Origin of the sequence: Trinickia sp. LjRoot230, assembly GCF_964253315.1 — a bacterium.
Lineage (GTDB): Bacteria > Pseudomonadota > Gammaproteobacteria > Burkholderiales > Burkholderiaceae > Trinickia.
In genome coordinates this window covers 906,587-930,656 of sequence record NZ_CAXUQX020000002.1, presented here as the reverse complement: position 1 = coordinate 930,656, position 24,070 = coordinate 906,587, and the positions used below count along the sequence as shown (strand labels likewise).

Here is a 24,070-nt window from a genome sequence, read left to right as displayed (position 1 = left end):
CATCGAAGTCGGTTGCGACTGGAGAAGATCATGGTGTTGGCACTCGACATTTTTTCGACCGCAGCGGTATTGTTCATCGTGACATCGGGCTTGATGGTGATTTTCGGCGTGATGAAAATCGTTAATTTCGCCCACGGTGCGCTATTGACGTCGGGCGCATACGCGAGCCTGGTCGTCACGCAATTGAAGCTAAACCCGTGGGTTGGCTTGCCGCTCGCAATCGTGGTTGGCACCGTTGTGGGCATGCTCGTCGAACAGGTCATCGTGCGGCCGCTTTACAAGCGGCCACTCGACGCAATCCTCGCTACATGGGGTCTGGGCATCGTGATCGGACAATTGATCGTGATGGTCTTCGGCCGCGAGGTGCAGTTTGTCCAGACGCCGCTGAAAGGGGCCGTCGCGCTCGCGGGAACCGAGTATTCCGCCTACCGCTTGCTGCTGATTCCGATTGCGCTCGTGTTGTGCGCCCTGATGAGCGCGCTGCTCGCGGGAACGCGCTTCGGCATCAAGACGCGTGCGGTGATCATGAACGAAGACCTCGCTCGCGGCCTCGGTATTCATTCGGGGCGCATCCGATTCATTACGTTCAGCCTGGGCGCCGCATTGGGTGCACTCGCTGGTGCACTCATTACCCCGCTTTCGAGCGTAGACCCGGACATGGGATTGCCGTGGCTGGTCAGTGCGTTCATGTTGGTCATGGTGTCCGGGCACTCGATGCTCAGTTTGCTGGTGACATGCCTTGTATTCGGTGCGTGTCAGGTATTGATCAGCACATACGTCAGTCCCGTGCTCGGCGGGCTGGCCATTGCTGTGCTGGCCGCGCTGACGTTGCGCATTCGTCCGAAGGGGTTCGCTCATGGATAACGTCATTGCAGCGCCGAAGCAGCGCGCGAGCAATCTAATTGCAGTCGGCTTGGCTATCGCTTTGCTGATTGCCGGCCCGTTCGCATTCGGCTCGTATCTGTTGAACGTGCTTATTCAAGCCTTTTTCTTCGCGATCGTGGCCGTCACCGTGGACGTCCTTTGGGGATACACCGGGTATTTGACGTTCGGACAATCAGCATTCTTTGGGATCGGTGCCTACGCCGCCGGCATTGTCTTTACGCATGGGGGTTTTTCGACAGCGTATGCGGTGCTTGCATTGGGCGCGGCTGTTGTTGCCACGGCGGTCGTCGCCGCGTTGCTCGGCTGGCTGTCGTTTTACCGCGGCGCGTCGCCGTTTTTCGCAACGGTGATGTCGCTGGTATTGCCGATCGTGCTCAGTCAATTGTTGCTTTCAGGCGGTGCGTGGACGGGCTCGAGTTCGGGGCTGACCGGCTATCAGACATTCGACTTGTCGTTACACGCTTGGTACTGGCTTGCCGGCACCGCGCTGCTGGTGGTGGCCACCATTGCATGGTTATTCGTGCGTAGCGACGGTGGCCGCGTGCTGGCCGCGATTCGCGACAACGAATCGCGCTGCTCGTACCTCGGCATCAATACCTCGTTAGTCAAAATCGTGCTGCTGATTGCGATGGCGGCAATCGCAGGCCTCGCGGGGTTCGGCTACGGCTCGTTCAGTGGTGTTGTCGCGCCGGAGCTGGCAGGGTTTGTCCTCGGTACGCAGTTGATCATCTGGGTCGCGCTCGGCGGCAGAGGCACGCTGTGGGGACCAGTCGTCGGCGCACTGTTGATCAATGTGGGGACGGCCTACTTGAGCGGCATCATGCCGTTCGCGTGGCAACTCATTATCGGCGCTGCATTCGTGGCGGTGATCGTATTGCTGCCGCAGGGTCTGGTGCCGTTGATCGTTAAAGTCTTCAAACGCGCCGCGGATGCGTCAATGGCCGAACCCGAATTGATCGAACGCGCAGTCGGCAACGATCAACGCGCGGTGCCGTGCGCGCCGGCATTGCAAATGAAGGATGTCGCCAAACACTTTGGCAGCCTAAATGTGCTGCAAGGCATTGATCTCGATGCCGATGCAGGCGAGCTGGTCGGCCTTATCGGTCCGAACGGAGCCGGGAAGACGACCCTGATGCGCTGCATGAGCGACGGCGCCGAACGTTCGGCTGGCACGGTCGTGTTGTGCGGACACGATATCGGGCAGTTGCCGCCCGATCGATGTGTTCATCTCGGGCTGGGCCGCAAGTTTCAGAACGCGAACATTTTCGATACGCTTACCGTCGCGCAATGTCTGAGGATTGCGGGCACGCGTCTCGATCGGCCGTCGCTTTTCCGTCAGGCGCCGACGCTTGCGTTGCCGCCTTATGCGATGGAGGTGGTTCGCACCACGCATCTTGATCGAAAGTTGAGTGTGGCCGCAAAGGATCTCTCGCACGGCGAACAGCAGGCACTGGAATTGGCGATGGTGCTTGCGCTCGAGCCGCGCATCGTATTGCTGGACGAGCCCACGGCGGGCTTGACGAAAACGGAGCGTACGCAAATCGGCACCGTACTCGCCGCGCTCGCGCATCAGTATCAGCTTTGCTGCTTACTGGTCGAACACGATCTCGATTTTGTTGCGGAGGTGGCCACGCGCATCGTGGTGTTGCATCAAGGGCGTATTGTGATGCAAGGTGATTTCGACGAAGTCGTCAACTCCGAATTGGTGAAGACAATTTATGCAGGCACGGCGCAACCTACGTTAGATAACGAACGTATCGGTCAACGGGAGGCATCATGACTCGGATTGCGTTGGAGTTGCGTGACGTGACGAGCGGATATAAAGCGTCGATCGTGCTGCGCAAACTCTCGATGACCGTGGCGAGCGGCGAGGCGATGGCGTTGCTCGGCAAGAACGGGATGGGCAAGACGACGCTCCTGAAGACGATCATGGGTTATCTGCCGAAACAAGGCGGCGCGATTCGCTTGGGCGGGCGCGATATCACGCGCATGGCACCGCATGGAATTGCACGGCAAGGCATTGCCTATGCGCCGCAAGAACATGCGTTGTTTCAGGATCTCACCATTCGCGACAACTTGCGCTTGGGGCTTCCGAAGGCATCGATGTTCGACGAACGTTTTGCGCAAATCGAGCCTGTTTTTCCTGTATTCGGCAGCCGTTTGAAGCAACTGGCTGGCACGTTATCGGGCGGCGAGCAGAAAATGTTGCTGGTGGCCCGCGCGTTGATGATGCAGCCGGCTGTCATTTTGCTGGACGAGATTACGGAGGGGTTGCAGCCGTCCGTGATCGATCGGCTCGCGCAAGCGTTGCTATGGGAGCGCAGTCAGCGTGGCACGACGCTGCTGTTGATCGAGCAAAACGTTGCGTTCGCGTTGCAAGTGGCCGACCGTTACGCGGTGCTCAAGCAAGGCGAGATCATCGACGACGGCGACGCGAAAGCCGAAGGCGCGGCGGCGTCGATTTTCCAACATCTGCGTGTGTGATGTGATGAGAGGCACGATGAACGCATCCTCAATGTATCGACCATTGTCCGGGCTTAATTTGCTGAGAAGGAATGCCGATAACGCCGGCAATGTTCGCGAACGGGAACGAATTGTCCTCGAATCGTTGGCTCGAATCGAGGAAGTCGAGCCTACCCTCATGGCGATGACAGCGGTTGCCACGCGAGAGGCCGCGCTGCAAGCGACAGCGCAAGCGAACGGTCCGCTCGCGTGCATGCCTATCGTCGTGAAAGATATCGTCGACACGCAAGCCTTGCCCACTTGTTATGGCTCGCCTATTTATGCCGGTCACCAGCCGCCGGGCGACGCCGCAATCGTCACGTTGCTGCGGCGTGCCGGCAGCGTCATCATCGGCAAGAGCGCCACGACGGAATTTGCGTTCATGGAGCCCACTGTCACGCGCAACCCGTGCGACCTCGCGCGTACGCCTGGCGGATCGTCATCAGGTTCGGCGGCCGCCGTGGCAGCGGGAATCGTTCCGTTTGCAATCGGCTCGCAAACCGGTGGCTCGACTATCCGGCCCGCATCGTTTTGCGGCATCGCAGGGTATAAGCCGACCTTCGGCATGCTGCCGACCGTTGGCATGAAATGCTTTTCGTGGTCGTTCGACACGATTGGTCTGTTCGGCGCAGGTGTAGGCGATGTAGCTTATCTTGCACAGGTGCTCTCCCGGCGCGAGGTCGCAACAAACGGCACCGCCGTGCCGCCGGTTTTCGGTGTGCCTGATGGCTACCCGTGGACCGAGCCGTCGGCGAACGCGAGCGCAGTGCTCGAGCAAGCTGTGCGAGCCATCGAGCACGCAGGCGGCCGCGTCCAACGCGTGCGCTTCCCCCCGTGGATGGCCGACCTGATCGATGCACACCACATCATTCAAAGCTACGAAGCTTATCTATCGTTGGGCTTCGAATACGATCATCATCGTGCGAAGTTATCGTCGACGCTGGCCGACTTTCTTGAGCAAGCGGCTGGTATCGATATGGCCGCTTATCTGAACGCGCGTGCGTCGATGGAGGCGTCCCGGCGCATGTTGCCCACGCTGTTCGACGGCATCACGGCATTGCTGACGCCGAGTGCGCCCGACGAGGCCCCCGACGGCTTGGCGACGACGGGTGACCCCGCGTTCAATCGCAATTGGACGTTACTTGGCTGTCCGTGCGTCAATGTGCCGGGGCTGTCGGGCGCACGGGGTGGCCCGATCGGTGTGCAGGTGATAGGCCAGCCGTGGGACGACGCGCGCTGCATCGATGCCGCGGCATTCGTCGAGCGTGCGATCGTGGCAACGGTCGGACGCGTTTGCGCGAACTAAGCGGACAAACAAGGAGGAGGCAATGGAAGACAACGTGCGGCAGCCCGCGGCGCAATCGCCAGGCGAAAGCGGATGGCGCATCGGCGTGCTGTACTCACGCGCGGGGGTGACGTCAGCGACCGAGTCAGAGCATTTCTTTGGCACGGCATTCGCCATCGAGGAAATCAACGCGGCGGGCGGTGTGCTGGGCCGGCTGCTCGACCCGGTTGTCTACGATCCGGCGGGAGACGCCGATGCATATCGGCGTCTCGCCACACGCATGCTGCAAGACGACGACGTCACGGTCATCTTCGGCTGTTCAACCTCATCGAGCCGCAAGGCGGTATTGCCGGTCGTAGAACGCACCAACGCATTGCTTTGGTATTGCTCGATCTATGAGGGCTTCGAGTACTCTCCGAACGTAATCTACACAGGCGCTGTACCGAATCAGAACAGCATGCAACTGGCGGCCTATCTGCTGCGCAACCAGGGTCGCCGTTTTTTTCTGATCGGCGCCGACTACATCTATCCGCGAGAATCGAACCGGATCATGCGCGACATGGTCGAGCAGCATGGCGGCGAAATTATCGACGAGATCTATTTGCCGAGCCATGCCGATGCTCCGGCGTTCGAAGAGGTGATACAGCAAATCAAGGCGCTCGAACCCGACGTGGTATTTTCGACGCTGATTGGCCGCGGTGCGCGTGCTTTTTATAAGCGTTATCGCGAGTGCGGCATCGACCCCGCCAAGATTCCAATCGCGAGCCTTACCATGACCGAAGGTGAAACGCGGATGATCGGACCGGAGCTATGCGGCGGGCACATCGTCGCAGCCAGCTACGTGAACACGTTGGGCGGCGCAAGCAACCAACGTTTCCTGCGCGCCTGGCGAGTGCGATTCGGCGACCAGCCGGCCAGCATGTGGTCCGAGATGGCGTATAACCAGGTGCATCTTTTCGCGCTGGCATTGGCGCGTTGCGGCAGCCTCGATACGGCAAGGCTCGTAGAGGCGGTGCATGAAGTCGAATTCGATTCGCCGGAGGGCTTGCTGAAAATCGATGCACAGAATAATCATGCGATCCTGACACCACGGATTGCCGTCTGCTGCCCGGATGGCTCGTTCAACATCGTTTGGGAAGCGCGCAATCCGATCAAACCCGATCCGTACCTGACGTCATACGGCTTTTCGGAGTTTTGGCTCGATGGGGAATCGGCATGAGCGTGGGAGCCCGTCGCCTTTTCGATGACCTGCGCACGCTTCGCGTGCTCATCATTCACCCACCGGGCGACGACCGCAGCGTGCTGGAGGAGCAGTTACGCCGCATCGGCTGCCCTGTGCGCGTGCTTTGGCCGTTTCCGCCGCAATTGCCTGTCGATGTCGACGTCATTTTCTTTCTTCTTGGCCTCGAAACGCGCAGCGCGGGCAACTGGTCTGCGGCCGATACGGCAGCGACATTGATTGCGTTGTCGGACTACGAGAATCCGACGGCATTGAAGATGCTCGTGGATACCCAGGCGCACGGGGTGATCACGAAGCCTTACCGTTCGTTCGGCATCTTGAGTACGCTCGTTCTCGCGCGCGCATCGTCGGGTTATCAGCAGCGCTTGCATAGCAAGATCGCCAAGCTCGAGGAGGCGATCAAAGCGCGGCGCCATATCGAGAAGGCGGTGCGCATTCTGATGGAAGCACATCGGCTTAGCGAAAACGAGGCATACGAGCACATGCGCTCGCGAGCGACAGGCCTGCGCGTGACCGTGGGGGAAATCGCCGCACTGGTGATCGATGCGCATGAGGCAATGGAAAAACTCGGCCTTCCCAACAGTTCGCAAAAAAAATAAAAAAATAATCGGCTGCGGCCCAACGGGCCCCGTTTCTATCGAAGCCACCATCGCGCATATGCGGCGAATCAGAGGCGGCGATGTTTTTGTGTCTTTTCGTACGAGTAAGGTAGGGACGGTGGCGATTCCCCAATCGTTTTAATGGTTTTGGTCTTATTGCCAACGGAGAAAATCATGACGTCCGTCAGCGTGGTCATTCCCACACGCAATCGTCCGGAAAAACTGCAGCGCTGCCTCGCGGCCTTATCGGTCGCGCGCGCTCAATTGCCGTTCGATGTGTTCGTCTGTGATTCGACGCCGGACCCCGAATTGCAAAAAAAGGTCGTCGAGGTTTGCGGCCGTCACGATTTCGTCAAACTGCGCTTTCACGACGGCAAGAACGTCGCTGCCGCTCGGAATTTCTGTGCACGCTCGGCCGATACCGATCTCATCGTCAATGTGGACGACGATATCTGCGTGGAACCGGGCGCCATTCGCCGGCTTTTCGATACCTACGAAGCGCAATCGGGCTATCGCGTCGTGGCCGGCAGCGTGCGATGGGGCGATGCGTGGAGCAGCCCGGTCGTCATGCGCGCGATTGGCTATGGACGGGCGGCCAAGCCGGGTGAGTCGCCCGACTTCCTGATCGGCGCGTTTTTCATCTATGCGCGCAAACTGGCACTGGCCAAGCCCTGGAACGAGTCGATCCGCACTTCCGATGACCGCTTTATGGGTGCGCTCTGGCGCAGCAGCGGCGTCAGGCTGTCGTTCGAGCCGTCCGCGCGCGCTGCGCACGATCACGAGCACGTGAGCTACGGCGTCGAGCATCAGAGTTCGCACATCTACGTCAATCTGTTCGACGCGATGATTGCGAACCCGCGGCTACTGCGCGCGCTCTCGTACGAATTCCTCGGTTTTGTCTGGGGCGTGAAAAAAGCCGTGCTCTCGGGGCCACACTTCTTCCGGTTCTTGTCCGCCTGGACCAAAGGGCATAGCGCGTTGGCGCGCGATTACCGCTACCTTAGCCGCCTCGTCGCAGACCGCCTGCCGCCACCCTGAAAGCCGTTGCCATCGCGCTACTGTCCGATAGGCGGGCCGGATCGGGCAGGCGTTGGCTCCGTTGCGTGCACGGCGCTTTCGGCCTGCGCTTGAACGCTGAGATCGTGCGTGATGATCGCGTCGCGCAAAATGGCGCACATCATAATAAAAAGCGCGAATGCGATGGCCCCGAGGATGCAATATCCAATAATTTTGATTCTCATGAACGCGCACTCCTGACGATAAATTACTGGCAGAGCGTTGGCGCCAGATATATACCAAGCACGTCCTTTATGCAATAGTAAGCAGTCCGAAAGGAATCGGGTGGCCCGCCTATCGCAGCTGAGTGGCTGCAACGAGCAAAACCATACTTCCAGTTGCGCCGTCGAGCAGACGCCACGCTGTCGCTCGACGAAAAAGCGGAGCGAGAAAGCGCGCGCCATAGCCGATCGCGAAAAACCAGAGCGGGCTGACGGACATCGCGCCCAGCGCAAACGCCAGACGTGCGCCTTGCGGCTCGCGTGCGCCTGCTGTGCCGATCAGCAGCAGCACGTCGAGATACACGTGCGGGTTGAGCCAAGTGAATGCCACCGTCATCAGGATGACGGCCCACGCGCTTTGCGTTGGCTGCGCCAATGGCGAGCCGTCGCTCTGTGCTTCCATGACGGCATGTCCGGGCTTTAACGCTCGGCGCAATGCCCCGATGCCGAACCAGGCCAGATAAGCGAGTCCCACATATAAAACGACGTCGACGAACGTGGGGTATCGCGTTGCCAGCGCCGCCGCACCGCCCACGCCGGCTGCGATCAGGATGAAGTCGGACAACGCGCACAGCACGACGACTTTGCCGACGTGCGAGCGCAAGATGCCTTGGCGCAGGACGAAGGCGTTCTGCGCGCCAATGGTGACGATCAGGGACGCCGACAGCGCGGCGCCATGCGAGAACGCGGACCAGTTCATGGATGCTTTGTCAGTAGACGGAGTAGACGATCGAAGTGAACCAGCGTAGTCTGCGTCGAGTTGTGTTGCTAAGAACAGCTAATTCTCGTAAGGCACATTAAGAAATACTAATGCTCGACTACGCACTGCTCGACGCGCTTGCAGCCGTCGTTCGGCACGGATCGTTCGACCGTGCCGCGCATGAACTCAATGTCACTCCGTCGGCGGTGTCCCAGCGCGTGAAGCTGCTCGAAGAGCGCATCGGCAGCATTCTCGTCAAGCGTGGCCAGCCTTGCACCGCCACCTCGTCGGGTGCGCTGCTGTGTCGTCACGTCGAGCGCGTGCGGTTGCTCGAGGCGGAACTGACTGGCCGCCTGCCGCTGATGCCGGGCAGCGGTGCGCTTGCGCACGCGTGGCCGATACTGCGCGTCGCCGTCAACGACGATAGCGTGGGAACGTGGTTTGTCGAAGCCGTCGCGGAATTTTGCGTGGAGCGCGAAACGCTGCTCGATCTCGTTATCGACGATCAGGACCATACCGCACAGCGCATTCGGGACGGCAGTGTGCAGGGCGCCGTGACGACACAGGCGAGCCCCGTGCAGGGGTGCCGCTCGATGCGGCTTGGTACCATGCGCTACCTGGCCGTGTGTACTCCATCGTATTTCAAGCGTTACTTCGCGCGCGGCGTGAACCGCGACACGCTGCGGCGCGCACCCTGCGTGGTCTTCAATGCCAAGGATGCGTTGCAAACGCGCTTCATGCGCCGCGTGACGCGCGCCGTCGTCGATCCGCCCGTGCACTGGGTGCCGCATGTCGGCGGGTTTTTGCAAGCGTGTCTGACGGGGCTCGGTTGGGGGATGTGTCCGACGCAGATGATCGCCGGGCCGCTGGCAGCGGGGCAAGTGCTTGAACTCGCGCCCGGTAAGCATCTCGATGTCGATCTCTATTGGCAGAGCTGGCGTCTTTCGATCGGGTTGCTCGATGAATTCGGCGCCGTGCTGAAAAAGCGCGCGGCAGCGTTTCTCGACTGACGATGCGGGCGCGGGCGCACGGCTGGCGGCACTGAGCGCTCACCGCTCAATGCTCACCGCTCGAGCTTGCCGCAAAGACGCTCGATCAGGGCCATGCTTGCAGCTGGGTTGTGCGCTTTGAACCCACTAATGACATAGAGGTAGACGTCTCGCGTGGCAGCGTCGCTTTTGCTCGCCTTTTTCGGTGCGGCACCGACTTGGTCGACTACGTCCAGCCCCTTTGGCATCCCGCCGGACGCCCAGCGTCGCACGCGCTCGGCCCAGGCATCGAGTGCGGCATCGTCGTATCCGTTGGGCTCGTCTTCGACCGCTCCCATGATCCGTGCGTAAACGAAGGGTGCCGTGATATCCGCTATTTGCAGATACTTGCTGTCTCCGGCCATGACGATGGCAACGCCATGCTTGCGCGCGAGTGCCACGAATTCGGCGCGCTTGAAACTCTGATGCCTGACTTCAACCGCATGCCGAACCGTTTGGCCCCCGACGTTTTTTGGCAGCAGGCTCAAAAATGCTTCGAAGTCCTCACTATCGAATTGCTTGGTCGGCGCGAACTGCCAGTTGATCGGGCCGAGCTTATGCTTGAGCTCCATGACGCCGCCTGTGACAAAGCGTTCGATCGATTCGCCGGCGTCCGCCAGCGTTCGGCGATGCGTGGCGAAGCGCGGCGCTTTCACCGCGAACACGAAGTCGTCGGGGGTTTCGTCGCGCCACTTGGCGAACGTCTCGGGTTTTTGCGCGCCGTAGAACGTCCCGTTGATTTCGATCGATGTCAGCTTGCGGCTCGCATATTCGAGTTCGCGCTTTTGCGTAAGGCCGGCCGGATAAAACGGCCCGCGCCATGGTTCGTAGGTCCACCCGCCGATACCGATACGGATCTCGGCGGCGGCAACGCGATGGGGGCGTTTCATATCGGTCGTCATGTCGGCTCCTTTCAGGTACGTTGGAACATTGGCTAGTGTCGTGAGTTAAAAATTCGTTGAACAATTTGCTGCCTGTAGTGCCGTGTAGTGAATGCGACGGACACGAAGAGGCGGCAATGTCGCGACAGCTATTGATATTTCCTAAAATCATGACAACCGTTGAGCGTCTCAAGCGTTATACCTCCTGGGCGATCTTGGAGACAAGTTGGCATGGCGCAAAGGCGATTGAGCGAAGCAGCAAAGAAGCGATTGAAGGCTGGTCGGCTGCTGCTGGCGGGCAAGGGCTGCGCCGAGGTGGCGTTGGCTGTGGGCGTTGCTCGGCAGACGGTGTACTCATGGAAGCGGCTGCTCGATGAAGGCGGCATCGATGCCCTGCGAGAGGTGCCCGAGCGAGGGCGTCCGGCCCAACTCGATGAGCAACAGTTGGCGGTTGTTCGCGCCGCCCTGCTACAAAGCCCCGTCGAGCATGGATTTGGCACTGAACTGTGGACTCTCAAGCGTGTGGGCGCAGTCATCGAGCGCATGCACGGCGTTCGCTTTGGCCAGACGCAAGTTTGGCGCATCCTGGGTTCGCTGGGCTTTAGTCCGCAAAAGCCAGAGAAGCGGGCCATTGAGCGCAACGAGGATGCCGTGCGCAACTGGAAGCGTCGCACCTGGCCGGCCCTTAAAAAAAAGCCCGACGAGAAGGCCGACTAATTGTCTTCGTGGACGAGTCTGGTATCAGCGAGCGCCCGACCAGAGTCCGTACCTGGGCACCCAAGGGACAGACGCCCATCATCCAGTTTCACTTCAACTGGAATCACGTCTCGGTCATCGCCGGGCTCACGCGCACCAACTGTTTGTTCCGCCTGCACGAGGGCAGCATCAAGAAGGAAGAGATCGTCGAATTCCTCAAAGCGCTCAAGGCCCACTTGAAGCAGCCTCTGCTGGTGATCTGGGATGGCCTGAAGGCGCATCGCAGTCGTTTGGTGCGCGAGTACCTGGACAGCTTGAAAGGACACATCCAGATCGCGTTCCTGCCGCCGTATGCGCCGGACATGAACCCGGTCGAATACCTGTGGGCTTGGTTGAAGCGCCACGCGCTGGCCAACTACTGCCCCAATGACCTTAGCGAACTGCACGCGAGCGCCCGCAACAAGCTTAAGAGCGCTCAAAAGCGACCTTCGATTATTGCCGCTTGTTGGATGCAGGCTACGCTGTGGTGATGTCATGAATTATGGAAGTCTCAATAAGATGCAGATGTGAAGGAAATCGTTATTTCGGCGGCGGAGATCATCAATGAACTGCGCAAGCAATACATTTTGCAGTAAGTTTCATGGAGTGTCCCCGAGCCTCGGCAACCTCCGAAGCGCCGGAGTCGATGAAGGAGATAGTCATGGCAGATGAACTCAGTCCCAAGGCGATTGAAGCGCTGGGCGAACTCAACCGTCGTTCTCCTGGCGAGCGGCCGCTCATGCTGGAGTGGGACATCGAGAGCGAACTCAGGAAGCGCGACTTCATTGAAGAGGTGCCAAACGGCGGATGGCAGATCTCTGAGCGCGGCCGGGCGTATGTGCGGAGCCTGAGCGCTTGAGCCCTGGCGCATCGAGTGAAAAGAGTATTGACTGCTGCCGTACAGACACTTCCCGTTGGACGTGAGATGGTGCGATGCAATAGAACCATTTGCACGATGATCATGACAAAGGCCGCTCTCCAAACGCTAGCCGTGCTTACAGCAATCGGCGCCGGATTCTTTCCAGTTCTGTGCCGTGCCTACGCGCTCGACCCGCAACTCGACTGTAAATCCAGCGCGCACGCGTTCATCGCCCCACTGGTGCACGATCGATACATCGATCCGAGCCCGATGCGGGTTGAGGCGAATTCGGTCAATGCATTTCGACCGGCGCACGGCAGCGCCTTGACGGCGTTCGGTTTTCGCGTCTATGCCGTCCTCGGGTATCAACACGACGATGCGATCTTCAAGAAGGGAAGCGGCGAACCCATTACAGACTCGTCGTATGGCGTGATAGTCGTCGGGCCGACCGAGTCGGTCGAAATGCGCGCGCGAGAGGCTGGCAGCGACGCTGTCGTTCAGCAGGTCATCCCTCTCGTGCTCACGGCCGTTTTCTGCAACGGGCATTGACGCGCTGCGGATCATGGCGGGAGCATCATGTGCTTCGCACGAAGCGCGGCGAGGATGCCCTTCAGGATATCGATGGGAGGTGGTGGGCAGCCCGGTATCGTGACGTCGACCGGAAGGAGCGTCGAAACCGGTCCGCACACGGCGTAGCTGTCAGTGAAGATGCCGCCCGTGCAGGCGCACTCGCCGGCCGCGACGACCAGCTTCGGATGCGGCGTTGCCTCGTAAGCCCGCGACACCGCTTCCTTCATGTTCAGAGTGAGCGGACCGGTGATGAGCAGCATATCGGCATGGCGGGGACTCGCGACGAACCTGATACCGAGACCTTCGAGGTTGTAGTAGGGGCTATTGAGCGCATGGATTTCCAGCTCGCATCCATTGCAGGAGCCCGCGTCGATCTCGCGAATGCACAGCGCTCGACCTAGTACGTCGAGTATGTTCTGCTGAATCTGCTGGCATTCGGTGCGCCAAGCGTCATCGCTTTCTGGCGCGCGCTCATCCGGCGTGCCGGTTCTCGCGATCTGTTTGAGAAGTTGCCACATTACAGGTCGTGTCCAGCGTAGTTGAGATTGAACGACTTGTTGATCAGCGGAAAGTCAGGAACGATATTGCCGATGATCGCGTGTTCCAGGGCTGGCCAGATCTGCCACGACGGGTCATGGCAGTGACAACGCGAAATGGCACCGTCGGCCTTGGTGTCGAGTGCGACGAACACATCGCCCCTCCAGCCTTCGATCCAGCCTACGCCATAGGATGGCGAGCCGTCGTGTTCAAGCTGCGCGACGATTTCGCCGCTTGGCAGATCGTCCAGGAGGGTTCGGATCAACCGGATGGACTCGTAGATCTCGTTGAAGCGGACGGCGACCCGGGCCGCCACGTCACAGCGGTCATCGCTGATCATTTGCGCCTGAACCTCGTGATATGGCGCGTAGGGGTGATCGACGCGCACATCGATTTTCCGGCCGCTTGCCCGTCCGACCAACCCACACACACCGAAATGCTCCGCCACCTTCGCCGAGAGGATGCCAGTGCCTGCAAAGCGATCCTGCAGTCCCGACTGGTCGTCGTAAATGTTCTGCATGACACGAACCTGCGCGTCAATCTGGTCGCACTGCGTCAGCATCGCGGTGATGAAGTGCGGATCGATGTCCGTTGCCACCCCCCCAGGAACGATCTGATCCATTAGATAGCGGTGTCCAGAAAACCGCGCGTTCAGCCGGAGCCAATCTTCCTTCAGGCGGGAGAACTGTGCCAGTCCGTACGCGAACCCGGCGTCGTTGCCCAGTGCCCCGAGATCGCCCAGATGGTTGGCTATGCGCTCACGCTCGAGCAGCAGCGCACGCAGCCATTGCGCGCGCGGTGGAATCCGTCCGTTCAACGCGCGCTCGACCGCCATGCAATAGGCCCACGAAAAGGCGACCGTGGTGTCTCCGGCGATCCGTCCTGCCAGACGATGCCCGAGCAACAAAGGCGTCTGCTCGAACAGCTTCTCGATGCCCCGATGCGCGTAACCCAGCCGCTCCTCGAGTCGCAGCACCTTCTCGCCGACGACCGAGAAGCGGAAGTGCCCCGGTTCGATCACGCCTGCGTGGATCGGGCCCACGGCGATCTCGTGGACGCCGTCCCCTGCGACCGGTACGAACGGATAATCCGCTTGCTGCGACTCGAACCGCTCGGTCCCGGAAGACAGCTTCCGCAGAGGATGGTAGTCGGTAAGCCAGTTACCGTGATTCAGCCACGGCCTTGTGTCTTCGGCGCCGATCGCGTTCAGTCCCAGCAGATCGTGGACGCCGCGTTGCATACGCGTCGCGCAGGGAAAGATGGAGGATAGATCCGGGTATCCGTTGCCATGTCCATCGTCTGTCGGCAACTGAAGCCACAGGATGCCGTCTTCCAGTGCGTAAGCGGCGGAGATCACGAAAGCGTCCGCAGCCTCCTCAGCACCCCAGAGGGAGATCAGTCGGCCGCCGGTTTCGCGCACCGTGCCGGCGGTGTGGGTCCACATGTCATGATCGACCTGTGCGAGAAAAGCGGAGGATTTGCCTGCAAACGCGGACAGGCGAACCAGGTTGGGAAGCCCGAATGCCTCGATGCGCATATGTCACCCCGCGATCATGGCCGCCGCCTGCCGATACCACGTCGCAAGATAGGGCGGAATGTAGAGTCCCAGCACCAGGCCGATGCCGAGATGGACGAACACCGGCAGCAACGCGGGCGGGTGCTCAAGCGCCTTCGCCGTGGTGTCCCCGAACACCATGCCCTGCACACGCACGAAGATGGCCGCGAACGCCGCAGCAAGCGCGAGCAACAGAAAGGGCGTGGCCCACGGGAGTTTGTTCATCGCGGTCGTCAGGATAAGGAACTCGCTCGCGAAGACGCCGAATGGCGGCATGCCCAGGATCGCTAGCGCCCCGAGCATCATGCCCCACCCAACGGTTGGGCTCACGCGTAACAACCCGCGGATGTCGTCGATTGCCTGGGTGCCGGCCTTCTGGGCCGCATGCCCGACTGTGAAGAAGATAGCCGACTTCACCAGCGAATGCACCGTCATGTGCAGCAGGCCTGCGAAGGTTGCGATGGGGCCGCCAATCCCGAAGGCGAACGTCATCAGGCCCATGTGCTCGATCGACGAATACGAAAAGAGCCGCTTGACGTCTTTCTGCCGGAACAGCGAAAAGGCGGCGACCAGCACCGAGACCAGCCCGAATCCGACCAGCAGGTTTCCCGGCAGGCCGTTATGGAGTGCACCATCGGCCAGCACCTTGCAGCGCAGCACCGCATAGAGTGCAACATTGAGCAGCAGGCCGGACAGCACGGCGGAAATCGGCGTCGGGCCTTCGGCATGCGCGTCGGGCAGCCAGTTGTGCATCGGTACGAGGCCGACCTTGGTGCCATAGCCGATCAGCAGAAACACGAACGCGAGCGAAATGATGGTCGGGTCGAGATTGCCCTTGACCGCGTTTAGGCTGGTCCAGAGCAACGCATCGCCGCCGCCGAGCTGCCGGCTTGCTGCGAGATAGAGCAGGATCGTGCCGAACAGCGCCTGCGCGATGCCGACGCCGCACAGAATGAAATATTTCCACGCGGCTTCGAGACTGGCCGCCGTGCGATAGACGCTGACGAGCAGCACCGTCGCGAGCGTGGCAGCTTCCATGGCGACCCAGAGGATGCCCATGTTGTTGGTCAGCAGCGCGAGCAGCATCGCAAAGATGAACAACTGGTACATGCTGTGATAAAGGCGCATGCGAGGCCCGGTCATCTTGCCGCGATCATGCTCGATGCGCATGTACGGCCTCGAAAAGATCGACGTGGTCCAGCCGACGAAGGCCGTCAGCGCGACGAGGAACACATTGAGCGGATCGACGAAGAACAGCTTGCCCAGCGCGAACGCAGGCCCATGCGCCACGGTTTGCAGGGCGAGCAGCGCGGCGGCGGCAAAGGTCAGGAAACTGAAGCCGACGTTGAGCTCCGCGGCGACATGATGCTGGCCCACGAGCACCAGACAGGCGCCCGCGAAAAGCGGGATTCCGAAAACGAGCAGCAGTACCCAGGCTTCAGTCATCCTTGAGTTTTTCCAGGTGATGAATATCCAGACTGTCGAACTGTTCGCGGATCTGGAACATGAACACGCCTAGGATCAGGATGCCCACCAGCACATCGAGTCCGATGCCAAGTTCAACGATCATCGGCATGCCGTTCGTTGCCGCCGCGGCGGCAAAGAACAGGCCGTTTTCCATCGACAGGAAGCCGATCACCTGCGGTATCGCCTTCGCGCGCGTAATCATCATCATGAACGACAGCAGCACACAGGCGAGGGCAATGCCGAGCGTGCCGCGGGCGACTGACGACGCGAGCTGGCTGATCGGCGACGCGACATTGAATGCAATGATCACGAGCACGATGCCAATCAGCAGGGTGGCGGGAATATTGAGCAGCGGCTCGACGTCCGTCGTGACGTTGAGCCGCCGCACGAGTCTGTAAAGTATCCACGGGATCAGGCCGGCCTTGAGTACCACGGTCAGTGCGGCGGAGATATAAAGGTGTACGTCAGCGGTGACGTATCCCAGGATGACATTGGCTGACACGAGTGTCAGGCCCTGCAGCGTATAGAGGTGAATCAACGACAGGATCCGGCGCTGACTGAGCATTGCAAACGACAGCAGCAACAGGATGGCGGCCAGGAAGTTGATGATCTGCGTCGCGAAGCCGTGCATTCACGCTCCCAGCAGGAAGTGAACGAGCATGCCGATGACAGCGAGCAGGAACGCTGTCGCGAGAAACTCCGGTACGCGGAAAATGCGCATCTTCGCGTTGGTCGTCTCGACTACCGCAAGCGCCGCGCCACCTATCGATAGCTTGACGAACAGCGCGGGTATCGCAAGCAGCAGCGCGGTTGGATTGCCGGCCTCGGCGATTCCCCACGGAATAAACAACGCGAGGCCGATGCAGGAGTACGCGAACAGTTTGAGGCTCGCTGCCCATTCCATTAGCGCGAGATGCCGGCCGGAATACTCAAGGATCAGCGCCTCGTGGATCATCGTCAGTTCGAGGTGCGTGGTCGGATTGTCGACCGGCAGGCGCGCGTTTTCGGCGAGCGACACCATCGTGAACGCGATCCCTGCGAACGCGAGGCTCGGATAGATTGCAAGCTCGCGATGACTGAGCGTGGCGACGATGCTGGTCAGCAGTGTGGACTGCGTGATCAGCGACGCCGAAAACAGCACCATCAGCAAGGCAGGCTCCGCGAGGAAGCCGACCAGCATCTCGCGGCGCGCGCCCATCGTGCCGAACGCGGTGCCGATATCCATCGCGGCCAGCGAGATTGTCACGCGAGCCAGCGCGAAAAGGCCCACCAGGGCGATCGCGTCTGCAGCCGGCGAGAGCGGCAGATCGGTGGAAAGCGTGGGCACGATCGCACAAGCGAGCGCCATGCATGCCCAGACGACATATGGCGCGCCGCGGAATATGGGGCTGGCGTGGTCGGCGACGACCGACTCCTTGTTGAACAGCTTGTGAAGCATCCGGTAAGGCTGCCAGATGCTCGCTGCCCGGCGGTTTTGCAAACGCGCGCGGCACATGTTGACCCACCCTGTCAGCAGGGGAGCCGCCGCCAGTGCGAGCACGATCTCCAGCCCCTGGGAGAGCAATCCGGGGAGCGCGATCATCGTCTCACCAGCATCAGCAGTACGATCAGCACGAGAAAGCTGTGCATCAGATAGACCGCGATGCGGCCTGTCTGGAGCAACCCGGCCAGTGCCGCGAGGCGCTTGACGAGCCGCTCGATCGGCCCATAAATCAGCGTCCATGCGCGATCTGTCACGGTGACGCTGTACACGGGGTGGCTGTCAAATGGAGAAGGTAGTTGCCGTTCGATCCTGAACAGCGGCGCGAAGATTTCACGGATCGGCTGCCCGAACCCTTCTGCCGTGTCCTGCATACGCGCGTTCACGAACGGAAAGCCGCAGGCCCAGGGAGCAGCACGTCGCAGGCGCCCGTGGTAAAGGCGGCGTACCAGCAGCCACGCGAGCCCGCAACAAGCAACGAAGAACAGCAGGAAAACCGCCGGCATGTAGCTTGCCCGGTCTACGCCTGTGGGTGCGAGCAGCAGCCAGCCATTCCTTGCGACCGCCTGGCCGATACCGGCGCCAACCAGCATCTGCGTGACGCGATCCAGAACGACCACGAACTGTACCGGCAACAGCCCGAGCAGCACGCATATCGCTGCGAGCCACACGAAGCCGACGCGCTCCCACGGACTTGCATCCCGTGCATCGCGTAACTTCGCCTCGCGAGGCTGGCCGAGAAAGATGATGCCGAAGAACTTGACCATCGTGTAGCCGGCGAGCGCGGCCACGAGAGCGATTAGCGCGGCGACGAGCGGCACTACCATGTTCAGGAACGGGTCAGGCAGGCCCGGCGTGAACAGAAAGCTCTGCAGCAACAGCCATTCGGAGACGAAGCCGCTCAACGGCGGCAGGCCTGCGCTGGCAAGTGCACCTATCAGAGCGGCCCAGGCGGTCCACGGCATGAAACGGATCAGGCCGCCCAGGCGCCCGAGATTGCGTTCGCCTGTCGCATGAAGCACAGAACCCGTCCCGAGGAACAGCAGGCTCTTGAACGTCGCGTGGCTAGCGATCTGATAGAGCAGGGCGGTCAACGACAAGGCAGCCAGCGCGCTCATTCCGTATGCGCGAAACAGGACCGTCAGCCCCATGCTGACGAACATCAGGCCTATGTTGTCGATTGATGAGTACGCAAGTAGCCGCTTCATATCCGTCTGGATGGCGCTGAACACGACCCCGAACAGCGCGGTGAAGAGTCCAAGCATCAGCATGAGCACGCCCCACCACGCAATCTGCACGTGCAGCAGATCAAACACCGTGCGCAGCACGCCGTAGAGCCCGGCCTTCAGGACGAACCCGCTCATGAGGGCCGATACCGGCGACGGCGCCGCCGGATGAGCCTCTGGCAGCCAGACGTGCAGCGGAAAAATGCCTGCTTTCGTGCCGAAACCGAACAGCGCCAGCAGAAACGCGATGGATGCCCAGAACACGTCCAGATGCTGCTGTCGCATGTTGGCGAACGTATAGTCGCCGGTATTAGCCTGTAGCAGGCCGAAGCACAGCAGGAGCGCCAGCGCGCCGACGTGGGAGATCAGGAAGTAGAGCCAGGCGGCCCGGCGAATCTCGGCAATGCGGTGATTGGTCATCACCAGGAAGGTAGCCGACAGTGTCATCGTTTCCCACGCGACCATGAAGCAGTATGCATCGTCCGCTAGCAGCAGCATCGCCATGCTCGCGAGGCACACGTGATATTCGAAGCACAGCAATCCGGGTGGCGTGCCTTCGCCTTTGCGGAAATAGCCGGCGGAAAACGCGCTCACGCCCGCGCTCACCGCGCCGAGAACACAGAGGAAATAGGCCGACAGGCCGTCGAGCCGCAGATGGAACGGCAGATCCGGCAACCCGAGCGGCAGGATGACTTGCTGGGGGCCTGCGAAAACGCCGGTCAGGCCCAGTCCGAACAGCAGTAGGCCAAACACCGCACCGACCGGAAACAGGCCATGCGCCACCACCCGTGTTCGTCGCAGGCTGGCGAGTCCCAGAACGCTAACGACCAGCCAGCTCGCGATGACCAGCAGCACGTAATGGACGACCAGCAGATGTTCCATCGGCGTTGTCTCCGGTGCCGTCAGACGTCCTGTCCAACGGTCAGTGTGTTGGACGAAGGGTATCCCGGAACTGGCCCTGCCCGGTGATGACGTTCCATTTTTTTGACATACCGGTACAGGTCGAGTCCCATCGATTTCCTGATGGCTTCAGCGCGGGCATAGAGGTCCAGCCACCCAGGCACGGTTCCCTGTTTGACGCCGATGGCAATGGTATTGCCTTCGCGCCGCGCCATGATGCGGAACACTTTTCCGTCGCACGCACGGCGCAGCCGGTCGAGGTGGGTAGTGAGCCGCGTGTCGTTGTTCAGCAGGTTGGCCACCAGCACACCTTCGCTGCGCAGCGCGGCATGACAGGAGTCGTAGAAGGATTGGCTTGACAGGCTGGCCGGTAAGCCCAATGCGTCGAAGCCGTCGAGAAGGATCACATCCGCGACGCCAATCTTGTCCGGGAGATCGAGCCGCACGCGCTGGTGCATCCCGCGCCGCGATGAGACGCTCGCCATCTGATGTTCTTCAAGCGTTTCGTCAAGCAGCATGGCACTTCTCCCGATACGTCGGGTAGGGCACCAGGCAGCCAGTCGGCCGCCTGGTGTTGTCGCCTCGCGATCACACGCGCCTTGAGCCTGCATTGTTGCCGCTGCGGACCCATGCGCAACATCTCCTGGCATCACCCGCCCCTGGGAGTGAACTGCCACCAAGGGCATAAAGTTACCGGTTAACCCAGCAAGTTTTGAATAATAAGCGGCTTCAGCCTGGGCAGGTGGAATGTTGCCGATGGGCTCAAGCAGCCGACGGTGATTGAACCACTCGGCCCATTTGAGCGTCGCCATCTCGACGGCTTGCAGCTTACGCCACGGCCAGTGCGTTGTCGTCGGAGTCGTCCACGCCGCCGAGGGCGGCTCGATGCCTGTCTCGGCCAGATGATCCGTATAGCGGATCGAGCCGTCCTGCTTAGGAACGTTGGTATGTTGGTTAACCTGGCGCACATATCGTCCCGCCGACCGGACCGAACGACGCCTTAGTCGACGACCAGCGCACCCGAACGCACAGCCGCGAGTTCGTCTGCCGAGCGGCGGTGCGCGTCCGAGAGCTTGCGCATGAGCGGCAAGAGCAGCATGGAGATTACCGCACCAGCCGCAGCGAGCCAGCCGAGTTTCGCAAAAAGCGCCGTGTACAGCGGCAGCGAATCGGCGGCTGCCAGCGCATTGGACGGCAGCCGCGCGAGATTTGCCACCACGCTGCCGAGGTACTGCGACACGCCGGTAGCCACAAAGTAGGCACCCATCATGAAGCCGCCCATGCGCACCGGTACATAGCGCGCCATCATCGCAAGACCGAGGCCGCTCACCAGCAACTCGCCAAGCGCATTGAGGCCGTAGCCAAGCACCATAAACCATGATGAGATGCGGCCGTCCACCGCATAGCGGCCGCTTACGGCATAAGCGAAGAACCCCGCAGCGACGGCGAGGAACCCGAGCGCAAACTTGGCGGCGACGCTGATATCGCCGCCATGTTGCGCGGCTCGCGTATAGGCCAGCGCGAGCAACGGGCTCAGCAGCATCACCCAGATCGGATTGAGCGCTTGAAATTGCGCTGGGCTCCATGCAAAAAGCTGTATGCCGAACAATGAGAACGACGGGTCGACATTACGCAGTGCGAACAATGTCAGGGAGGTCGACATCTGCTGATAAAAGACGAAAAAGAGAATGCACTGAATGACGAGGACGAATGCAGCAACGAGCCCTGCGCGTTCCGCTCGCTCGCAGGTCAATGTCATGAACGCAAAAATGGCGACAATCGCAGCCGCGGCAACATAGACACAGGCCACAGCGAGCGTTTCGTGCCCAAGCACGAAGACCGTCGCGAGTGCGAGCGCAGCGCCGCCCAGCGCAACGGCACCAACGCGCTTGACGCAAATCGGTGCGTCGTCCGGTACCGATCCAATTTGCGCGAGCGAACGGTAACGCATCATCAAATTCAACACGCCGAGCACCATGCCGGCGCAGCACAGTCCGAAGGCCGCGTGCCATCCCCAGTGATCCTTGATCCACGGCGTCGCGAGCATCGATACGGTCGAACCGATGTTGACAGCCATGTAGTAGATCGTGAATGCGCTATCGAGACGTGCGTCGTCGCCGTCGTAGATGCGGCGCACGAGGTTGGCCGCATTGGCTTTGAACAAGCCATTGCCGACCACGACGACGCCGAGCGCTGTGTAGAGAAATCCGATCCGGTCATCGGGAATGGCCAGCATCAGGTACCCGCAGCAGAGAACGAATGCGCCGAACAACATGGTGCGGCGTGTGCCGAGCACTTTGTCGCCGATCCATCCTCCGATCGAGGGCGCGGCATAAACGAGTGCCGTGAATGCCCCCCAGGCCAGGTTGGCCTGCGAATCGGTGAAGCCGGTCTGCTCGATCATGAAGAGCACGAGCAGTGCCGCCATGCCGTAATAGCCAAAGCGTTCCCACATTTCAATCAGAAAGACCGTCGCAAAGGAACGGTTTTGCAAACTAGAGGAATTCATCGAGTACGTCTCCTGATGGTCGAATTCCCACAGCGCATGATGTGCGCAAGGGGTAGCGGTCTGCGAATGCGATCGAGTAGAGGCGGATCAGCGCGCTGCCGACAGCGGACGAACGCCGCTGGCGCCAAGCCGCAGCGAGGCTTACGCAACACGTTTGCGACGGCCCGTCGATGCAATGCCGCGGCGATTCTCGCGAGGCGAGATGTGAGCGTCACTCAGGGAATACGCCCCTCATACCTTTGCTAGCTGCACATCGGCACGCGTGCGTGGTCTGATGCGCGTTTCTTTTCGTCCGCAAAAATTAGTCAGTAGTCCTTACTAATTTTTGCGTGACATCACACCCGAGCCAGGAAGAGACGCGGATGAAACAAGATGGATTGTGCGCGGCGCTCGCGCGGTTAGCGTCGTTCGCTTATGCAGTTTTGATGACTGTCGGAGCCGGCGTAGGTGCCGCTCATGCAGCGCAGGCATCGCCTGACGAGGCACTCGCGCGTGCCGATCAGATCGAGGCGACGCCGCCCGAGCCGAGTACCGCGGTGTTAGCGAACGGCAAGCACGAGGGGTTGATCGAAGGCAGCCACATCGACTTCGAGTTTCGCAACTACACCGACTATCTGCACATGGCGGGGGGCACAACGCGCCACGCGTGGGTGGGCGGGATGCAGGCCCGCTTCGAGTCGGGCTTTACCGCGGGCCTCGTCGGACTAGGCGCGGACGCCGCATTGTTTGGCGCGCTCAAGTTCGACGGCGGAGCAGGCGTGGGCAACATGGTGCACGTGGGCCGCAATGGTGGGGGATCGAACCAGCTAGCCTGGGCCTATCCGGGGACATACGATGTGAAGGCGCGCATGTCGGAGACGGTGCTCAAATACGGCTTGCACGCCGTGTCGAATCCGTTTCTCGAGCCGCACGACAATCGTGCGCTCCCACCGACGTTTCTCGGCGCATCGATGCTCAGCCAGGAGTGGAAGCAATTGGCTTTGCAAGCCGGCAGCTTTACGAAAGTGAATGCCAGAGGACACACCGCGTTGTCCGGATTGAGCACGTCATACGGTGGCGTGCCGGTGCGGCGCTTTAGTTTTGTGGGTGGCGCATGGGCCTATTCGCCCAACGGCAACGCGATGCTGTACGCGGGTCAAGCCGACGATGTCTGGCGGCAATACTATGCGTCGATTCAACACGGTATTGGCCGTATCGAGGCATTGAGGCTGACCGGTGCCGCTGGCGTTTATGTCACGCAAGATACGGGCGCCGCACGACAGGGCGCAATCGACAATCGCGCCTACGGCTTGTCGCTTTCGGCGCAGCACGGGCCTCATTCGCTGTTGGTCGGCTATCAGAAGATTTCAAGCGACCAGTTCTTCGATTACGTGAACGAGACGGCCGGCGACTACTTGGTCAATTCGATGGATGTGGATTACAACGCCCCACATGAGCAATCACTGCAGTTGCGTTATTCGTTCGATGGCAAATATGCAACGTTGCCCGGCTTTTCGGCGATGGTGTGGGCGCAACAGGGGTGGGGTGCCGACGCAGCCGCGGGTGCGCAGCGATATGGGTCGGGCGGGCCCGGCGCACCGGCATATGGCGCCATGTATTTGAAGAACGGCCAGGCGGTTCATGGCAGGCATCACGAGTTCGGCATCACGCCGTCATACGTTGTGCAGAGCGGGCGTTTCAAGCAAACGAAAGTCGCGTTGATCGCAATGTGGCATGTGGGATCGGCTTACTATTCGGACCCTACCAGTCAGGTGTACCGGCTTGTCGTCACGTTGCCGGCGCGCCTGCTTTGAAGCTCGGCATTGACGAGACAAAAAAACGCGGCAGACATCGCG

The 24,070-nt window shown here is 60.7% G+C and carries 22 protein-coding genes and 1 pseudogene; 12 read left to right on the top strand and 11 right to left on the bottom strand.

Annotation, left to right across the window (positions count from 1 at the left end; translation table 11 throughout):
- Positions 1–30: 30 nt before the first annotated feature.
- The 7 genes from ACSQ20_RS23190 to ACSQ20_RS23160 all read left to right on the top strand — a co-directional run bounded on the left by ACSQ20_RS23190 (position 31) and on the right by ACSQ20_RS23160 (position 7,549).
- Entirely contained in the window at positions 31–864 is an 834-nt protein-coding gene (locus ACSQ20_RS23190; RefSeq protein ID WP_436024619.1) for a branched-chain amino acid ABC transporter permease, read from the top strand.
- Positions 857–2,665, top strand: a complete 1,809-nt coding sequence (locus tag ACSQ20_RS23185) for an ABC transporter permease subunit (RefSeq protein WP_436024617.1) — start codon at positions 857–859, stop codon at positions 2,663–2,665. Before ACSQ20_RS23190 ends, ACSQ20_RS23185 begins: the two co-directional genes overlap by 8 nt.
- Positions 2,662–3,369: a branched-chain amino acid ABC transporter ATP-binding protein gene (locus ACSQ20_RS23180; protein WP_436024615.1), complete on the top strand. Its 708-nt coding sequence runs from the start codon at positions 2,662–2,664 to the stop codon at positions 3,367–3,369. The genes ACSQ20_RS23185 and ACSQ20_RS23180 overlap by 4 nt, the downstream gene beginning before the upstream one ends.
- A gap of 16 nt (positions 3,370–3,385) precedes the next feature.
- The gene (locus ACSQ20_RS23175; RefSeq protein WP_436024613.1) at positions 3,386–4,693 is read left to right on the top strand and encodes an amidase; all 1,308 of its coding nucleotides are present in this window, start codon (positions 3,386–3,388) and stop codon (positions 4,691–4,693) included.
- Between the two features lie 22 nt (positions 4,694–4,715).
- A complete protein-coding gene (locus ACSQ20_RS23170; protein ID WP_436024611.1) occupies positions 4,716–5,891 on the top strand; it encodes a transporter substrate-binding domain-containing protein in 1,176 nt (391 codons plus the stop codon).
- Complete coding sequence (locus tag ACSQ20_RS23165) at positions 5,888–6,511, top strand: ANTAR domain-containing response regulator (protein WP_436024609.1); 624 nt, start codon at positions 5,888–5,890, stop codon at positions 6,509–6,511. The genes ACSQ20_RS23170 and ACSQ20_RS23165 overlap by 4 nt, the downstream gene beginning before the upstream one ends.
- A gap of 174 nt (positions 6,512–6,685) precedes the next feature.
- Positions 6,686–7,549 carry a glycosyltransferase family 2 protein gene (locus ACSQ20_RS23160; RefSeq protein WP_436024607.1) on the top strand — a complete coding sequence of 288 codons (864 nt, stop codon included), beginning with the start codon at positions 6,686–6,688 and terminating at the stop codon, positions 7,547–7,549.
- 17 nt (positions 7,550–7,566) lie between these two features.
- On the opposite strand, the gene ACSQ20_RS23155 is transcribed toward ACSQ20_RS23160, so the two are convergent.
- Together ACSQ20_RS23155 and ACSQ20_RS23150 are read right to left on the bottom strand one after the other, a co-directional pair.
- Positions 7,567–7,752 carry a hypothetical protein gene (locus tag ACSQ20_RS23155; protein ID WP_436024605.1) on the bottom strand — a complete coding sequence of 62 codons (186 nt, stop codon included), beginning with the start codon at positions 7,750–7,752 and terminating at the stop codon, positions 7,567–7,569.
- Between the two features lie 109 nt (positions 7,753–7,861).
- The gene (locus ACSQ20_RS23150) at positions 7,862–8,488 is read right to left on the bottom strand and encodes a LysE/ArgO family amino acid transporter (RefSeq protein ID WP_436024603.1); all 627 of its coding nucleotides are present in this window, start codon (positions 8,486–8,488) and stop codon (positions 7,862–7,864) included.
- 110 nt (positions 8,489–8,598) lie between these two features.
- On the opposite strand from ACSQ20_RS23150, the gene ACSQ20_RS23145 reads away from it, so the two are divergent.
- Complete coding sequence (locus tag ACSQ20_RS23145; protein WP_436024601.1) at positions 8,599–9,498, top strand: LysR family transcriptional regulator ArgP; 900 nt, start codon at positions 8,599–8,601, stop codon at positions 9,496–9,498.
- 53 nt (positions 9,499–9,551) lie between these two features.
- Here the strand turns inward: ACSQ20_RS23145 and ACSQ20_RS23140 are convergent, their stop codons facing one another.
- Positions 9,552–10,418 carry a DUF72 domain-containing protein gene (locus ACSQ20_RS23140; protein WP_436024599.1) on the bottom strand — a complete coding sequence of 289 codons (867 nt, stop codon included), beginning with the start codon at positions 10,416–10,418 and terminating at the stop codon, positions 9,552–9,554.
- Positions 10,419–10,628: 210 nt separating this feature from the next.
- On the opposite strand from ACSQ20_RS23140, the gene ACSQ20_RS23135 reads away from it, so the two are divergent.
- From ACSQ20_RS23135 to ACSQ20_RS23125, 3 genes are all read left to right on the top strand, one after another.
- Positions 10,629–11,623 (top strand): IS630 family transposase gene (locus tag ACSQ20_RS23135; RefSeq protein WP_436023739.1). Its coding sequence is split into 2 segments (ribosomal slippage): positions 10,629–11,094 and positions 11,094–11,623, totalling 996 coding nucleotides; the frame shifts between segments, so codons are not numbered across the junction.
- 170 nt (positions 11,624–11,793) lie between these two features.
- Positions 11,794–11,991: a hypothetical protein gene (locus ACSQ20_RS23130; protein ID WP_436024597.1), complete on the top strand. Its 198-nt coding sequence runs from the start codon at positions 11,794–11,796 to the stop codon at positions 11,989–11,991.
- Positions 11,992–12,093: 102 nt separating this feature from the next.
- The gene (locus ACSQ20_RS23125; protein ID WP_436024595.1) at positions 12,094–12,540 is read left to right on the top strand and encodes a hypothetical protein; all 447 of its coding nucleotides are present in this window, start codon (positions 12,094–12,096) and stop codon (positions 12,538–12,540) included.
- 11 nt (positions 12,541–12,551) lie between these two features.
- On the opposite strand, the gene ACSQ20_RS23120 is transcribed toward ACSQ20_RS23125, so the two are convergent.
- The 8 genes and pseudogenes from ACSQ20_RS23120 to ACSQ20_RS23085 all read right to left on the bottom strand — a co-directional run bounded on the left by ACSQ20_RS23120 (position 12,552) and on the right by ACSQ20_RS23085 (position 22,235).
- Positions 12,552–13,079, bottom strand: coding sequence for an NADH-quinone oxidoreductase subunit B family protein (locus ACSQ20_RS23120; protein WP_436024593.1), 528 nt, complete (start codon positions 13,077–13,079; stop codon positions 12,552–12,554).
- On the bottom strand, positions 13,079–14,635 hold the full coding sequence (locus tag ACSQ20_RS23115; RefSeq protein WP_436024591.1) for an NADH-quinone oxidoreductase subunit C: 1,557 nt from the start codon (positions 14,633–14,635) through the stop codon (positions 13,079–13,081). The genes ACSQ20_RS23120 and ACSQ20_RS23115 overlap by 1 nt, the downstream gene beginning before the upstream one ends.
- 3 nt (positions 14,636–14,638) lie before the next feature.
- A complete protein-coding gene (locus tag ACSQ20_RS23110; RefSeq protein WP_436024589.1) occupies positions 14,639–16,099 on the bottom strand; it encodes a hydrogenase 4 subunit F in 1,461 nt (486 codons plus the stop codon).
- Positions 16,092–16,751, bottom strand: a complete 660-nt coding sequence (locus tag ACSQ20_RS23105; protein ID WP_436024587.1) for a formate hydrogenlyase — start codon at positions 16,749–16,751, stop codon at positions 16,092–16,094. Before ACSQ20_RS23105 ends, ACSQ20_RS23110 begins: the two co-directional genes overlap by 8 nt.
- Entirely contained in the window at positions 16,752–17,702 is a 951-nt protein-coding gene (locus ACSQ20_RS23100) for a respiratory chain complex I subunit 1 family protein (protein ID WP_436024585.1), read from the bottom strand.
- On the bottom strand, positions 17,699–19,708 hold the full coding sequence (hyfB, locus tag ACSQ20_RS23095; protein WP_436024583.1) for a hydrogenase 4 subunit B: 2,010 nt from the start codon (positions 19,706–19,708) through the stop codon (positions 17,699–17,701). Before hyfB ends, ACSQ20_RS23100 begins: the two co-directional genes overlap by 4 nt.
- Before the next feature lie 725 nt (positions 19,709–20,433).
- Positions 20,434–20,676: pseudogene (locus tag ACSQ20_RS23090) on the bottom strand (IS3 family transposase); the annotation flags it as partial.
- Positions 20,677–20,726: 50 nt separating this feature from the next.
- The gene (locus ACSQ20_RS23085) at positions 20,727–22,235 is read right to left on the bottom strand and encodes a peptide MFS transporter (RefSeq protein ID WP_436024581.1); all 1,509 of its coding nucleotides are present in this window, start codon (positions 22,233–22,235) and stop codon (positions 20,727–20,729) included.
- Between the two features lie 362 nt (positions 22,236–22,597).
- Here ACSQ20_RS23085 and ACSQ20_RS23080 point away from each other — a divergent pair, with 362 nt between their 5' ends.
- A complete protein-coding gene (locus ACSQ20_RS23080; RefSeq protein ID WP_436024579.1) occupies positions 22,598–24,028 on the top strand; it encodes an OprD family outer membrane porin in 1,431 nt (476 codons plus the stop codon).
- Positions 24,029–24,070: the final 42 nt, after the last annotated feature.